This window comes from Mesorhizobium sanjuanii (assembly GCF_002529485.1).
Lineage (GTDB): Bacteria > Pseudomonadota > Alphaproteobacteria > Rhizobiales > Rhizobiaceae > Mesorhizobium > Mesorhizobium sanjuanii.
This window is the reverse complement of the sequence record NZ_NWQG01000047.1, coordinates 35795-49758: the sequence shown is the minus strand read 5'-3', so window position 1 is coordinate 49758 and position 13964 is coordinate 35795. Positions and strand designations below refer to the sequence as shown.

Sequence of the window (13964 nt, the reverse complement as noted above, 5' to 3'; positions counted from 1 at the left end):
GAGATATGCTCCTCCCGAGCAAAGGCTCCCGGCTGACCTTCCAGCCGGGAGCGCGTTGGAGCATGATCCCGAGAGATGGAAACCGGTTTTCGGAAAAGATCATGCTCAAACAATAGGATGGAATCCGACCAAGATTGAGAGTTCTTCCATTTGCGCTCATCTTGGCGATCGATCTTGGATTCGGGGAAACCGGGCAGCATGACGGTCAAGACACTATCGGCGCGGAAGAATGGAACAGCGCGGGCAGAGGCCGGCACCGAACCCATTCCGCTGCGCTATGGCGACGACCCGTATGTCTGGGCCTGCTGGCTCTACTATGAAGACCACATGACGCAAGGCGACATCGCCGAGATCATGGGCATTTCGCGGGCGACGGTGAACAGCTATCTGGCCGATGCCCGCGCTCGCGGCATCGTCAACATCTCGCTAGAGCCGTCACGGCTGAGCTCGCTGTCGATCGCGCAGGAACTCAAACGGCATTTCGGCCTGCATGACTGTCTCGTCGTGCCGAGCGACGACAATACGCGGCCGCTGATCGATCGCCTTGGCGGAGCTGCGGCGCAGGCGCTTGCCAAGCTGCTGAAATCCGGCGACACGCTTGCCGTCGCCTGGGGGCGAACGGTGCTGGCGATCGCGGAGCAGGCCTCGGTGCCCGGCCTTCAGGACGTCACCGTCGTGCAAGCCACCGGCGGAACCGCCGCCAACTTTGCCTACACGCCGGAACTCTGCGCTTCGGCCATGGCCGGCGCGATCAGTGCAAGGCTGGTCAACATCACGGCGCCGGCGGTCGTTTCCACGGCCGGGGTTCGCGACATGCTGCTGCGCGAGCCGCTGATCGAAAGCCAGTTCGACGCGCTTGCCAAAGCCAACAAGGCGCTTTTCGGCATCTCGTCGCTGCGGCCGAATTCGACGATCCACACCAGCGGCTTCTTTGAATCGGTTTCGCTGCAGCAATATCTGGCCAGGAATGCGGTGGGCGTCGTCGCCGGCCGCTTCATCGATGGGCAGGGCAAGCCGGTGGCCGGCCCGCTCGACGACCGGACCATCGGCATCTCGCTCGAGATGCTCAGGGCCATCGGCCTGCGCATCGCCGTCGCCGGAGGTTTCGACAAGGTTCCGGCAATCCTTGCCGCGCTGCGCGGCGGCTATGTCAATGTGCTGATCACCGACGCCGCGACCGGCCGCGGCATTCTCAACGCCGACGGCGTGACCGAGCTTGACCAGAAGCTCTCGCAACGCCCGAAGGTCGAACACCGCGCGGCCCTGCCCAGCAACTTCCGCACCCATATCAAGAAGTTTCTCAATGATCCCAACGACGTTGTCGAGGAGATGCTCGACGGCGTGGTCAAGGCCCATGCCGCCTATATCAGCCCGATCAAGGGATCGCATCGCGCCCTCGTCGCTCGCACCGGACCGAGGCCGGGAAAGGTCGGGCTTGTGATCGGCGGCGGCACCGGGCACGAGCCCTGCTTCCTGGGCTATGTCGGTAAAGGGCTTGCCGACGCCGTTGCCGTCGGCAACATCTTTTCGTCACCGCCTCCCGGCACGATCTTTCAATGCGCCAATGCCGCGTCGGGCGGGCAAGGCGTGCTCTTCGTCTACGGCAACTATGCCGGCGACGTGATGAATTTCGACATGGCGGCCGAGATTGCGGCGGAACACGATATCGAGGTTCGCACGGTGGTGACGACGGACGATATCGCCTCGTCCCCGATCGAGGACAAGGAAGGCCGGCGCGGCGTTGCCGGCAACTTCTTCATGTTCAAGATCGCCGGGGCCGCCTGCGACCGCGGATTGTCGCTCGATGCCTGCGAGGCGGCGACCCGCAAGGCCAATGCACGAACATTCACCATGGGCGTCGCGCTGGAGCCCTGCTCCATGCCGCAGACCCGCCGCCAGAATTTCGAGATCGGCCCCGACGATATCGAGATCGGCATGGGCATCCACGGCGAACGCGGCGTCATCCGCGACAAGATGATGACCGCCGACGAGATCACAGACCGGGTGATGGACCGTATCTTCTCCGAGATGAAGGCGGCGCCGGGAGATCGCGTTGCGGTGCTGGTCAATTCATTCGGCGCGACACCATTGATGGAATTGTACATTCTGTTCAGGCGTGTCGAGCAGCGGCTGAGCGCCAAGGACATCAAGATAGAGGCGAACTGGGTGGGGCATTACTGTACCTCGCTCGACATGGTCGGTGCATCCATATCGGTCTTGCATCTCGACACCGAGCTGACGGAACTGTTGCATCATCCCTGCGATACGGCCGTCCTGCGGATCGGCTGAGGGGCAAAAGACGGGCGTCCTGTAAAGACGGGGCTGCATCCTGCTGGAACTGGGAGGAACACCATGTCGGACAATGCGGCGCGACGCCTGAGCAGCATGTTCTATCGCATATCCATTGCGATCGAGGCGGGAAAGGACCACCTCTCGGACCTGGACGGCGCCATCGGCGACGCCGACCATGGCATCACCATGTCGCTCGGCTTCATGGCGGTGAATGCCGAGCTGGCCAAACTCAACCTGGACGACACGCTGCCGTCGGAGGTTTTCGCGGTTGCCGCGTCGGCCTTTCTCGATGCCGTCGGCGCATCCACGGGGCCGCTCTATGCGACCGCGTTCCGCAGGGCGGCGCAAGCCCTCAAAAAGGATGAATGCCTGTCGCTCGCCGACCAGGCGGCGATCGTCGAGGCGATGACGACCGGCATCAAGGAGCGCGGAAAGGGCCAGCGCGGCGACAAGACGATGCTTGACGCCTGGGTCCCCGCAACGGAAGCGGCCGTCAATGCGCGCGCCCGCGCTGCCGGAGGCTCGGAAATGTGGAACGCCATATTGGAGGCCGCCGAAGCCGGGGCGAATTCGACACGGTCGATGGTCGCCGCGCGCGGCAGGGCGGCCCGGCTGGGCGAACGATCGCTCGGCCATATGGATCCTGGCGCGGCCTCGGCCGTCATCATCCTGCGGGCAATGAAGGACACGTTTGAGGAGGGCGAGCGGGAAAAGCCGGGCTCCCGCTGAGGACGGGTTACCGCTCCGATCGCTCTCAAACGCCGTAGCGTTCGGTGCGGATGAGTCCTGCCGGAACGCCGGCATCGATCAGCGCCTGGGCGGCAGCGGACACGAAGGCATTCGAACCGCAGACGAAGGCCAGCCCTGGCGGCTCGGGCAGCCGCATCATCGTTTGCACCATCATGTGGACGTCGACCCGCCGTGCATAATCCTGCGGACGACGCGCGGGTTCGCGCGTCAGCGTCAGCACCAGATCGAAGCCGTCCTGGCGGTCGTTAAGGCCGATCAGCTCGTCGCGAAAGATGATTTCGTCCCAGACCCGCACGGAAAATACCAGCGCCACGGGCACCAATGATTTGCGCGCGGCGCGATGGCGGATCATCGCCATCAGCGGCACCACGCCCGACCCGCCACCGACCAGGAGGAGCGGCCCGCCGTCGCTGTCGGACCAGACGAAGTGCCCGCCCAGCGGTCCGCGCAACTCGACCTCGTCGCCGACCGCCGCCACCTCGTGGAAGAACGGCGAGACCTCGCCGTCGTCGAGTTTTTCGATCGCCAGCTCGATCGTCTCGCCGGTTTCCGGCGCCGAGGCGATGGAGTAGGAGCGGCGCGCCTGATAACCATCCGGCGCCGTCAGCCTGACGTCGACATGCTGCCCGGCACGATAGGTGAAGGGCCGCGAGGGCTGCAGGAAAAAGCTGGTGACGCGCGGCGTGCGCTTTTCGATGCGGGTGATGGTGACGGTCTGCCAGGGCGACTGTGTCGCCGCCGTCTCGCTCATGGGTCGCCCGTGTAGCGCTGCTCGCGCCATGGGTCGCCATAGATGTGGTAACCGCGCAATTCCCAGAAGCCGGGCTCGTCGCGCTCGGTGAACTGCAGCCCGTTCACCCATTTGGCCGATTTCCAGAAATACAGATGCGGAACCAGCAGCCGCGCCGGGCCACCATGGTCCGCCGTGATCGGCTTGCCTTCGTAGAGCAGCGCCACCATCGCCTTGCCGGCGGTGAGATCCTTTGTCGGCACATTGGTTGTATAGCCGTCGTAGGAGAGCGCCAGCGTGAAGGCGGTCGGCGGTTCGATGCCGGCATCGGCCAGAATGTCGTCGACCAGAACGCCCTGCCAGGCCGTGTCGAACTTGGTCCAGGCAGTGACACAATGGATGTCGCGGGTCATCTTGCTCATGGGCAAGGCGTTGAACTCGGCCCAGCTCCATTTCTTGATCGGCCGCGGTCCGTGTTTCAGCGTGAACGACCAGTCGTCGGTGCGCACACGTGGCGTCGGCCCCGCCGACAGGACAGGAAAGCCTTGCTCCAGGTATTGGCCAGGCGGGATACGCGCATCTGTATCCGTCGGAGGCTTTCGCCCGGAAGAGAAGCCGCGAGTAACCATCGGGAGTATCCGTTCTTGAATCGGGCCGTTGCGTCGGGCTGCTTGTCAGCCGACGGCAGTCTTCTAGAAGATATTCCGACGGGCAACAGAAATCTTGACGGGTTGGGGCGAGCCCGCGACGATCGCACGGGCTCGCCACCACCATTGTCGAGCTCGGGAGCCCTCAACCGGCGGCGAATGGCACCGCAACGAAGATTTGAGCATCGCCGCGATCGACAAGCAACAGTACGGATTTCCTGCCTGATCTGCCGGCCTGCGCGATCGCCTGGTTTGCCTGCCTGGCGCTTTTCACCGGGGTTTGGTCTATGCCGACGATTACGTCGCCCGGCTGGATGCCCGCGGCCGAGGCTGCCTTGTCCGGATTGACGCGCTCGACCAATGCGCCGTGCTGGTTGGTTGCCAGGTTCAACTCCTCGCGAACATCGGGTGTGACGTCGGTCAGGCCCAGGCCGAGCGAACTCACGCGCAAGGCCTGCTCAGGCGACTTGCCGCCATGGTCCTCGGCCGAGGCAGTCTTCACATCATCGCTATTTCGCCCGACATCGACGGAAATCTCGACGCTCTTGCCCTTGCGCCAGACGTCCAGTTCTTCCTTGGCGCCGGGCGAAACGTCGGCGACGGCACGCGACAGATCCTTGGGATCCTTTATGTCGTGACCGGCGAAGCTGGTAACGACGTCGCCGGTCTCGATTCCCGCCTTGGCGGCAGGTGATCCATCATTGACCTGCGAGACCAGCGCACCGCCGGGATGGTCGAGGCCGACCGCGCTGGCAACGTCCTGCGTCACCGGCTGGATCTGGACGCCGAGATAGCCGTACTCGATGGAGCCGCCCTTCATCAGCTTGGCCACCACCTTTTCAGCCTGGTCGGACGGGATGGCGAAGCCGACGCCGACGCTGCCGCCATTCGGCGAATAGATCGCGGTGTTGATGCCGACGACGTTGCCATTCACATCGACCAGGGGACCACCGGAATTGCCGTGATTGATCGGTGCGTCGATCTGGATGAAATCGTCGAACGGGCCACTGTTGAGGTCGCGTCCGCGCGCCGAGACGATGCCTGACGTGACCGTGGTGCCGATGCCGAACGGATTGCCTATCGCCAGCACCTGGTCGCCCGTCATCAGTTTGTCGGAATCACCCCATTTCACGGTCGGCAAAGGCTTGTCGGCCTTGATCTTGAGGACGGCGAGGTCGTTCTTGGCGTCGCGGCCGACCAGCTTGGCGGGAAGTTCGGTGCCGTCATCGAGCGTCACCTTGATCGAGGTGGCGCCGTCGACTACGTGGTTGTTGGTGACGATGGTGCCATCCGAGTCGACGATGAAGCCGGAGCCGAGCGCCTCGGTGCGCTGCGCCTGCTGTGGCGGCGTCCTGGGGACAGGTATCCCCTGATCCCCGAAGAACTGGCGGAAGTATTCATCGAAGGGCGATCTGCCGTCGAAAGGAGAACCGTCGCTCATCGTCTCCGGCTGCGCCTTCATGACCGTGGTAACGGTCACCACCGCCGGCTTGTCTGCGGCCACGATGGGGGCGAACGAGCCGTTAGGGGCCGTTATCCCGGCGACAGGTGTCCGGGTCGTCGCAACGGCGTTGCTCGCGCCCATGTTGTTCGCACTCATGTTGTTCGCACTCTGGGCGAAAGACATGACGAAGGGGGATATGATCAGCGCAGCGCCCAGCAAGGCCGCGACGCGATGTCTGCGAAGAATGTCTGACATGGTCGTTTGTCCGGGCGAGAGTGGATCTGGCGCCGCGGCCGGTTCTCCAGGAATCGCCGTCGGCGTGTCGACGGTCGCGGTTGCCCGTCTCGCCTGCATGGCAGCGGACCGGATCGACAGCCCACCATCTAGGGCTCGGATCGGCCCGAATTAGGGTTTCAGGGCGACCTTACGAAGATTTAATATCCGGAAAGCGCTAATGGGTGAAAGTCTGACACCTGGTACCGGGTGGAAACAGGAACCGACCAATGCGGACCCGACGGGTCGGCGCAGCCCGTCCGGAGAGCTGCGCAATCAAGCAGGAACGTACGTCAACCTAATCGCGTCCTCGCCGACTAAGTCGCTGGCCACAAGGCGGAGCGGCGGCCGGGGGCCGGCGAAGAATGGCTTGCCGCGACCAAGCACGACTGGGTGGAAGTAGAGTCGATACTCATCGATAAGACCAAGGTCGGTAAGGCTTCGCGCCAGGTCTGGTCCGGAAACTGCAATCTCCCCGACGAGCCGGGCCTTCAGGCCACGGACCACCGCCTCGATGTCATCCTCGACAAGAGTGGCGTTGGGGCCGACCGACTTCAACGAGCGCGACACGACCCACTTCGGTTGGCGCCGCCACGCCGCCGCGAACTCGTGTCGCTCCGCACTCCACTCGGGACGGTCTTCGTCCCAATAGCGCATGGCCTCGTACATGCGGCGACCGTACACACTGCCGGTCAGGTGGCGCACGTGCTCTATCCAGTGACGAAAGAGCCCGGGACCTGGCGGCGGTAATTCCTGGTGGTCGACATAGCCGTCCAGGGACTGGTTCATTCCGAAGACGATCTTCGCCATGCTGCAAATCTCCCCCCTGTTCTTCAGAATAGCATGAGCCACCGTTACGCTGAAACGAGGTTGCCTCCGCGTCCGGTACCAAGCGTCAGGTTTTCACCACTAGAGATCGTCCGTTCGCCTGAGATAGGCCGACGCCAGCTCGCGCATCCGCTTTCCATCGAAGCTTGGCCCGTGGCCGCCATGGCCGATGCGGACAGGCAGGTCGAGCAGCCGCTGCATCGTCCGGCGATAGGCGGCGCGGTCGGAATCCGGCAGGTCATCGATCAGCATGGCATCGTAGATGGCATCGCCAGCAAAGAACAGGCCGTCCGCCTCGTCGAACAGGGCGATAGAATCGGGAGAATGGCCGGGCAGATGCAGCACGCGGAATTGCCGATCGCCGAGATCGACCACATCGCCCTCGTCGAGGGTGCGTGTCAGCGGCGCCGGCGGAATTCTGTAGTCGGCTGCTTTCCATCCCGGCTCCGGTAATTTCGAGACGGCGCCTTCAAGCGTGTGGAACATGTAGGCGTAGGTGACCGCTTGATCCATGGTTTCGAACGTCGCGGCACTCATCCTCGGTCCTGCCCGCAGCGGGAATTCGTGCAGCGAGCCGACATGGTCGAGGTGGATATGGGTGGCGACGACGATGAGCGGCTTGCCATCAGGCGTGTCGATCTGCGGCGCCAGCGGCTGGATGCCCATGCCGGTGTCGACGAGCAGGTCGGCGTCGCGACCGCTGAAATGCCAGATATTGGCGCGCACGAAATCATGCACGAACGGCTCGCTGAGCATCGACGTGCGGGCGTCGACTTGCATCTTGCTGAACCAGTTATCCATCAGAAAAAAGCCGGCATCAGACGAACGGCTTTCCGACCTTGTACTTTTCCGGGACCAGCCGTCTGAGATAGGTCATGCCCGCCTCCGAGAGCTGGTTGACACCGGGCTTCATGAAATCGTCCGGCATGTGGCGCGTCTTGCCGGCGACATTCTTCAACGGCACTTTCTTCAGCACGGTTTTCTTGCCGTCATATTGCAGCGCCACCGAGCCACCGCCCTCTTCCGCCACCTTGACGGCGAAAGCGCCGGCATCGAAGGCCTCCTGCGCGTCAACCGCGCTGATGGCGCCGACGTAGCCGCGCGGCATGTAGCCGAGCGCATCGACACGCGCCCGCTTGCCCGGCAGGCCTTCGGCCAGCGCGCGCTCGAGCGCTGCCGGCAGGTCGCTGCCCGAAAGCTTGACGTTGCCATGCGCGTCGCGCTCCAGCTTCTCCGGCGGCACCAGGCTTTCGACCAGCGCCTTGCCGTCAGCGGTGCTGACGCCTTCGGAGACGGCGACGATGCAGCGCTTGTGGCGGTCGAGCGTGGCGCGCACGTCGTCGATGAAGGCGGCGGCCGAGAATGGGCGCTCCGGCACATAGACGAGATGCGGGCCGCTGTCGGGATCGAGCTGCCAGGCAGCCGCCGCCGCGGTTAGAAAGCCGGCATGCCGGCCCATGACGATGCCGACATAGATGCCGGGCAGGGCACGGAAATCGAGATCGACGGAGAGAAAGGCGCCGGCGACGAACTCGGCCGCGGAGATGAAACCGGGCGTGTGGTCGTTCTCCTCGAGATCGTTGTCGATGGTTTTCGGCGCATGGACGAAAGCCATCTTGCCGCCGGCGGCATCGGTCAGGATCTGCTGCGTGCCCGACGTGTCGTTGCCGCCGATATAGATGAAGGCGTCGGCGCCGGCCTTCTTCAGGCCGTTGAGGATGATTTCGCAATAGGCGGCGTCCGGCTTGTCGCGCGTCGAGCCAAGGGCAGCGCTCGGCGTCGCCGCGATGAGCCGCAACCGGTCTTCGGGAATGGAGGAGAGATCGGCATAGTTGCCGTCGCGAATGCCGCGCACGCCGTGGATGGAGCCCAGGACCTTGGCGCCGGGATGCCGCTTGCGGATCTCGAGCGCGGCGCCAACCATGGTCTGGTTGATGACGGCGGTCGGGCCGCCGCCCTGCGCGATCACAAACGTTCCTGACATCCTTCGTTTCTCCCCAGCAGTGGTCTCGCAGGCACATTCGCCTGTCTTGCTGGATCATGCAACGGGGTGGATCCCGCAACGGGGAGAGTCGATCGGCCGCAATCGCGGCCGCAGGATCAGACGACGACGACCGGGTTCTTCTTCGATACGCGGCTGTAGAGGTCGATGATGTCCTGGTTGATCAGGCGCACGCAGCCCGACGACATCGCCTGGCCGATGCTCCACCATTCCGGCGAGCCGTGGATACGGTAGCCGGTGTCGCGGCCGTCCTGATAGATGTAGAGCGCACGCGCGCCGAGCGGATTTTCGAGGCCGCCGGGCTGACCGCCCTGCCACTTCACCAGTTCCGGCTTGCGGGCAATCATTTCCGGCGGCGGGGTCCAGATCGGCCATTCCTTGCCGTACTGGATGTTGGCGCGGCCGGACCAGCGGAAGCCGTCCTTGCCGATGCCGACGCCATAGCGGATGGCGTCACCGCCGGGCTGCACCAGATAGAGCTTCCGCTCCTCCAGGTGGACGACGATGGTGCCGGGGGCCTCACCGGTCTTGTCGACGACGATCTGGCGGCGGAATTCCGGTTTGACCTTGAGATAGGGCACCTTCGGCACATTGAAGCCGCCGTCGGTGAGCGCGGCATACATGACGTCCGGGCTGGTGATGTTCTTGTCGACGCTGATGCTCGGGCGCACGGGCCGGATCGAACCGGTGGCCGTGTCATCGAGCTGGAGCGACGGCAGATCCAGCGTCTGGCTGCAGCCGGCGACGCCGAGCAGCGCCACGGCGCCGGCGCCGGTCAACACCGAGCGACGGGAAAGCTGAATTTCAGTTTCGATTGCGTCGCCGTTGTGCGGCGGCGTCAGACTTTGCGGCAACTCACGCATCTACCCAAACCCTACGCTATCGGCGGGAAGCACGGTCCGGCCGGATAGCAGGCATTTTCACCAATCATGGTTGAAAAAGCGTGAAGAGCCGCCGGTTGCCCTTGACCCTGATTTGCTGCCGCATCTTCCGGACATGCCGAACCGGCAGGCGGCAGTTTTTCGACATTGCCTCTTTACATCCTCACGCGCCCAAGGATTTATCCTTTTCTTTGCGCTCAAGGAGACAAACATGTCCTTCGAAAACTGGGCCGCGTTTGCCGCCGCCTCAGCCATCCTTCTTGTCATTCCGGGCCCGACCATCCTTCTGGTCGTGTCTTATGCGCTTGGCCAGGGCTGGCGCACCGCGCTGCCGATGGCGGTCGGCGTGGCGCTCGGCGACTTCACTGCGATGACGCTGTCGATGCTGGGCATCGGCGCGCTGCTGGCGACCTCGGCCACCGTGTTCACGGTGCTGAAGGTGATTGGCGCGGGTTATCTGATCTATCTCGGCATCAAGCTGTTTCGCGCCGGCGGCGCGCTCCGGGCCGAACCGCGCACCGACGCGGTGTCCTCGGCCAAGATGATGGCGCATGCCTGGCTGGTCACCGCGCTCAACCCGAAGAGCATTACCTTCTTCGTCGCCTTCCTGCCGCAGTTCCTTGACCGGCATGCCGATTTCTGGACGCAGATGCTGATCTTCGAGACGACCTTCCTGGCGCTCGCCTTCGCCAATGCCTTCGGCTACGCGCTGATTGCGGCAAGGGCGCGCAATGTGGTGCGCAATCCCCGGGCGATCCGCATCTTCAACCGAACCGGCGGCACGCTGCTGGTCGGCGCCGGCATCGCCACGGTGGCGATGCGTTCGGGCAATTGAGAGCAGATTTTCTTGAACGAGAACGGTTGGATACGCCCGTTTTGAAGTGTTGGCGCCGCCCCTCACCTGCCTCCCGGCATCCTCTCCTCGTATAGTGACGGGGAGACAGCGCTCTCATCGACGGGTCATCAACTATCGGCGCGGCAAAGAGGGCACCGGCGTTGCGGCCAGCTTCCTTTCCGTCACTACAGGGCAGAAGTGCAAGGATAGCGCGTCTGCGGCCTATGCATTATGATCATATCGGACCTAAGGGGTGCCACGTGTAAGCGATCCATGTGACGCGCTTTACTTCCCTGATTTGTGAATCTCGTTATGCCAAAAAGCGTTGCGTGCTTTTGCGCGACAGGCATTAAGGTCCGGGAAGCCAAGCAGAGGGCATCACATGGCAGTCAGGGACGCATTCGGCCTGACATTTTCAGGCGCAACGGAGGCCGGGTTCTCGCCCTACGGCCAGGCTGTCGGTGAATTGCAGTGCTTCATCGGCGACCCGATCGGCTCTGTCGACCGCGCCATCGCTGCAAACCCTGATTTCGTCATGGCGCATGTGTTCAAGGGCTATTTGTTTGGCCTCGCCACCGAGCGCGAGGCGACGACGGTGGCCAGGACCTGCCATGAGGCCGCACTGCCGCTTGCCGCAACAACGCGCGAGCAGGCGCATGTCGCGGCCCTTGGCCATCTCGCATGGGGACGCTGGCACGAGGCATCGCGCATCCTCGAGGACATCGCCATCGATACCCCGCTCGACCTGCTGGCGCTGTTGACCGGGCACCAGGTTGACTTCTTCACCGGCAATTCGCGCATGCTGCGCGACCGCATCGGCCGCGCGCTGCCCGCTTGGCAAAGCGGCATGCCGGGCTATCATGCCGTACTTGGGATGCAGGCCTTTGGACTCGAGGAGATGGGCGACTATGCGCGCGCCGAAAAGCTTGGCCGCGCCGCGGTCGAGATCGAGCCGCGCGATGGCTGGGCCCAACATGCCGTCGCCCATGTCATGGAAATGCAGAGCCGGCAAAAGGATGGCATCGACTGGATGCGCGCCAACCCCGACGCGTGGACGCGGGAAAGTTTCCTCAAGGTGCACAATTGGTGGCATCTGGCGCTGTTCCACTACGATCTCGGCGAGACCGACGAGGTGCTGGCGCTTTATGACGGGCCGATCTACGGCGACCATTCGGCGCTGGCGCTCAACATGGTCGATGCCTCGGCGATCCTGTGGCGGCTACATCTCGGCGGTGTCGATATCGGCGACCGCTGGGCAGCACTCGCCGCCAACTGGCCCAAGGCCGGCGTCGGCAACTATGCCTTCAACGATGCGCACGCGATGATGGCCTTCGTCGGCGCCGGCCTCGACGCGCGGGCAAGCGGCTTGCTCGAGGCGCAACGCGAGGCGATGGGTGGCAGTGACGACAATGCAGTCTTCACCCGGGATGTCGGCCATCCCCTGACGCTCGCCATCAAGGCGTTCGGCGACGGCAACTACGCCGAGACCGTGCGCCTGATCCGGCCGATCCGGGCGATCGCCAATCGCTTCGGCGGCAGCCATGCGCAGCGCGACGTCATCGATCTGACGCTGATCGAGGCGGCGCTGCGTTCCGGCGATGGGGCGCTGGCAAGAGCCTTGACCGCGGAGCGCGCGCTGGCGCGGCCCGACAGTCCACTGTCGGTGCTGTTTTCGCGACGTGCGGCCGATTTGTCCGAGAATTGACCCGCGACCGATCTTGCCTTAAAAACTGGTCGAGCCAGATTTTTTCGAGACACGAAAAAATTAATGGCAGTGGGAGGAAATCATGTATCTCGGGCTCGATCTGGGCACGTCGGGCGTCAAGGCGCTGCTGATCGACGCCGGACAGACCATCGTCGGTTCCGGCCATGGTACGCTCGAAGTGTCTCGGCCGCATCCCGGCTGGTCCGAGCAGAACCCCGACGACTGGATCCGCGCCTGCGAAGAAGCGATCGCCGAGCTCAAGGCGTCCCATCCAAAACAGCTTGCGGCGGTGAAGGGCATCGGCCTTTCCGGCCAGATGCACGGCGCCACCTTGCTCGATGCCGGCGATAAGGTGCTGCGCCCGTGCATCCTGTGGAACGATACGCGCAGCCATGTCGAAGCGGCTGCGCTCGACGCCGACCCGCGCTTTCGCAAACTGACCGGCAACATCGTCTTTCCCGGCTTCACCGCGCCGAAGCTCGCCTGGGTGAAGAACAATGAACCCGGCGTTTTTGCCAAGGTGGCGAAGGTACTGCTGCCCAAGGATTTCCTGCGGCTCTGGCTCTCCGGTGGGCATATTTCAGAGATGTCGGATTCGGCCGGCACGTCCTGGCTCGATGTCGGCAAGCGGCGCTGGTCGGCCGAGTTGCTTGCTGCAACATCGCTCGATGAGACGCAGATGCCGTCGCTGGTCGAAGGCACGGCCAAGGCCGGCGCCCTGCGCGGCGAACTGGCCTCGAAATGGGGGATGCAGGCCGGCATCCCGATCGCCGGCGGCGCCGGTGACAATGCGGCCTCGGCCTGCGGCATGGGCACGGTGGGCGAAGGCCATGCCTTCGTCTCGCTCGGCACGTCGGGCGTGCTGTTTGCCGCCAACGCCGCCTACCTGCCCAATCCGGCAAGTGCTGTGCATACATTCTGCCACGCACTGCCCAATACCTGGCACCAGATGGGCGTCATCCTGTCGGCGACCGATTCGCTCAACTGGCTGTGCGAGATCACCGGCAAGAATGCCGGCGACCTGACCGCCGAACTCGGCGATACGCTGAAGGCGCCGAACGGCGTGTCCTTCCTGCCCTATCTCTCGGGCGAGCGCACGCCGCATAATGATGCCGCCATTCGCGGCTCATTTACGGGACTGGCGCACGAATCCAGCCGCGCGGTGCTGACCCAGGCGGTGCTCGAAGGCGTCGCCTTCGCTTTCCGCGACAGCCTCGAAGCGCTGAGAAAAGCCGGCACGACGCTGACGCGGGTGACGGCAATCGGCGGCGGCTCGCGCTCGCGCTACTGGCTGAAGGCCATCGCCACCGCACTTGGCCTGCCTGTCGATATTCCCGCCGACGGCGATTTCGGCGCCGCCTTCGGCGCGGCCCGGCTTGGCCTGATCGCGGCGACAGGCGCCGACCCGCTTGCCGTCTGCACGGCGCCAGCGACCGATGCCACGATAGACCCCGACGCGGCGCTCGGCAGCGCTTATGCGGATGCCTACCAGCGCTACCGGGCGCTTTATCCGGCGATCAGGGCTGTAACCGCGTGAGCCGGCGCCAGGCACCCCCCTCTGCCCTGCCGGGCATCTC

General features: G+C 64.1%; 12 protein-coding genes. 5 read left to right on the top strand and 7 right to left on the bottom strand.

The annotated features are described in order from the left end of the window. The first annotated feature begins 198 nt into the window (after nt 1-198). Both CN311_RS09445 and dhaL read left to right on the top strand, forming a co-directional pair. Entirely contained in the window at nt 199-2289 is a 2091-nt protein-coding gene (locus tag CN311_RS09445) for a bifunctional sugar-binding transcriptional regulator/dihydroxyacetone kinase subunit DhaK (protein ID WP_097573054.1), read from the top strand. Between the two features lie 63 nt (nt 2290-2352). After that, the gene (gene dhaL, locus CN311_RS09440; RefSeq protein ID WP_097573053.1) at nt 2353-3021 is read left to right on the top strand and encodes a dihydroxyacetone kinase subunit DhaL; all 669 of its coding nucleotides are present in this window, start codon (nt 2353-2355) and stop codon (nt 3019-3021) included. A 25-nt stretch (nt 3022-3046) separates the two neighbouring features. Here the strand turns inward: dhaL and CN311_RS09435 are convergent, their stop codons facing one another. The 7 genes from CN311_RS09435 to CN311_RS09405 form a co-directional block, all read right to left on the bottom strand. Beyond that, complete coding sequence (locus CN311_RS09435) at nt 3047-3793, bottom strand: FAD-binding oxidoreductase (RefSeq protein ID WP_097573052.1); 747 nt, start codon at nt 3791-3793, stop codon at nt 3047-3049. Beyond that, on the bottom strand, nt 3790-4401 hold the full coding sequence (locus CN311_RS09430) for a sulfite oxidase-like oxidoreductase (protein ID WP_097573051.1): 612 nt from the start codon (nt 4399-4401) through the stop codon (nt 3790-3792). Before CN311_RS09430 ends, CN311_RS09435 begins: the two co-directional genes overlap by 4 nt. A 163-nt stretch (nt 4402-4564) precedes the next feature. Beyond that, the gene (locus CN311_RS09425; protein ID WP_097573050.1) at nt 4565-6118 is read right to left on the bottom strand and encodes a DegQ family serine endoprotease; all 1554 of its coding nucleotides are present in this window, start codon (nt 6116-6118) and stop codon (nt 4565-4567) included. A gap of 294 nt (nt 6119-6412) precedes the next feature. After that, complete coding sequence (locus CN311_RS09420; protein WP_097573049.1) at nt 6413-6946, bottom strand: dihydrofolate reductase family protein; 534 nt, start codon at nt 6944-6946, stop codon at nt 6413-6415. 99 nt (nt 6947-7045) lie between these two features. Beyond that, nucleotides 7046-7765: an MBL fold metallo-hydrolase gene (locus tag CN311_RS09415; protein WP_097573048.1), complete on the bottom strand. Its 720-nt coding sequence runs from the start codon at nt 7763-7765 to the stop codon at nt 7046-7048. 16 nt (nt 7766-7781) lie between these two features. Beyond that, the gene (locus CN311_RS09410; RefSeq protein ID WP_097573047.1) at nt 7782-8948 is read right to left on the bottom strand and encodes a diphosphate--fructose-6-phosphate 1-phosphotransferase; all 1167 of its coding nucleotides are present in this window, start codon (nt 8946-8948) and stop codon (nt 7782-7784) included. Nucleotides 8949-9064: 116 nt separating this feature from the next. Continuing rightward, entirely contained in the window at nt 9065-9829 is a 765-nt protein-coding gene (locus CN311_RS09405) for a L,D-transpeptidase (RefSeq protein WP_097573046.1), read from the bottom strand. Nucleotides 9830-10058: 229 nt separating this feature from the next. On the opposite strand from CN311_RS09405, the gene CN311_RS09400 reads away from it, so the two are divergent. The 3 genes from CN311_RS09400 to xylB all read left to right on the top strand — a co-directional run bounded on the left by CN311_RS09400 (nt 10059) and on the right by xylB (nt 13924). Next, nucleotides 10059-10682, top strand: coding sequence for a LysE family translocator (locus tag CN311_RS09400; protein WP_097573088.1), 624 nt, complete (start codon nt 10059-10061; stop codon nt 10680-10682). Nucleotides 10683-11064: 382 nt separating this feature from the next. Continuing rightward, on the top strand, nt 11065-12387 hold the full coding sequence (locus CN311_RS09395; protein ID WP_097573045.1) for a tetratricopeptide repeat protein: 1323 nt from the start codon (nt 11065-11067) through the stop codon (nt 12385-12387). An 82-nt stretch (nt 12388-12469) separates the two neighbouring features. Next, nucleotides 12470-13924 carry a xylulokinase gene (gene xylB, locus CN311_RS09390; protein ID WP_097573044.1) on the top strand — a complete coding sequence of 485 codons (1455 nt, stop codon included), beginning with the start codon at nt 12470-12472 and terminating at the stop codon, nt 13922-13924. The last annotated feature ends 40 nt before the right edge of the window (nt 13925-13964 follow it).

Coding starts and splice junctions, on each gene's coding strand:
- CN311_RS09445 (WP_097573054.1), top strand. CDS start 199: ATGACGGTCAAGACACTATCGGCGCGGAAGAATGGAACAGCGCGGGCA.
- dhaL (WP_097573053.1), top strand. CDS start 2,353: ATGTCGGACAATGCGGCGCGACGCCTGAGCAGCATGTTCTATCGCATA.
- CN311_RS09435 (WP_097573052.1), bottom strand. CDS start 3,793: ATGAGCGAGACGGCGGCGACACAGTCGCCCTGGCAGACCGTCACCATC.
- CN311_RS09430 (WP_097573051.1), bottom strand. CDS start 4,401: ATGGTTACTCGCGGCTTCTCTTCCGGGCGAAAGCCTCCGACGGATACA.
- CN311_RS09425 (WP_097573050.1), bottom strand. CDS start 6,118: ATGTCAGACATTCTTCGCAGACATCGCGTCGCGGCCTTGCTGGGCGCT.
- CN311_RS09420 (WP_097573049.1), bottom strand. CDS start 6,946: ATGGCGAAGATCGTCTTCGGAATGAACCAGTCCCTGGACGGCTATGTC.
- CN311_RS09415 (WP_097573048.1), bottom strand. CDS start 7,765: ATGGATAACTGGTTCAGCAAGATGCAAGTCGACGCCCGCACGTCGATG.
- CN311_RS09410 (WP_097573047.1), bottom strand. CDS start 8,948: ATGTCAGGAACGTTTGTGATCGCGCAGGGCGGCGGCCCGACCGCCGTC.
- CN311_RS09405 (WP_097573046.1), bottom strand. CDS start 9,829: ATGCGTGAGTTGCCGCAAAGTCTGACGCCGCCGCACAACGGCGACGCA.
- CN311_RS09400 (WP_097573088.1), top strand. CDS start 10,059: ATGTCCTTCGAAAACTGGGCCGCGTTTGCCGCCGCCTCAGCCATCCTT.
- CN311_RS09395 (WP_097573045.1), top strand. CDS start 11,065: ATGGCAGTCAGGGACGCATTCGGCCTGACATTTTCAGGCGCAACGGAG.
- xylB (WP_097573044.1), top strand. CDS start 12,470: ATGTATCTCGGGCTCGATCTGGGCACGTCGGGCGTCAAGGCGCTGCTG.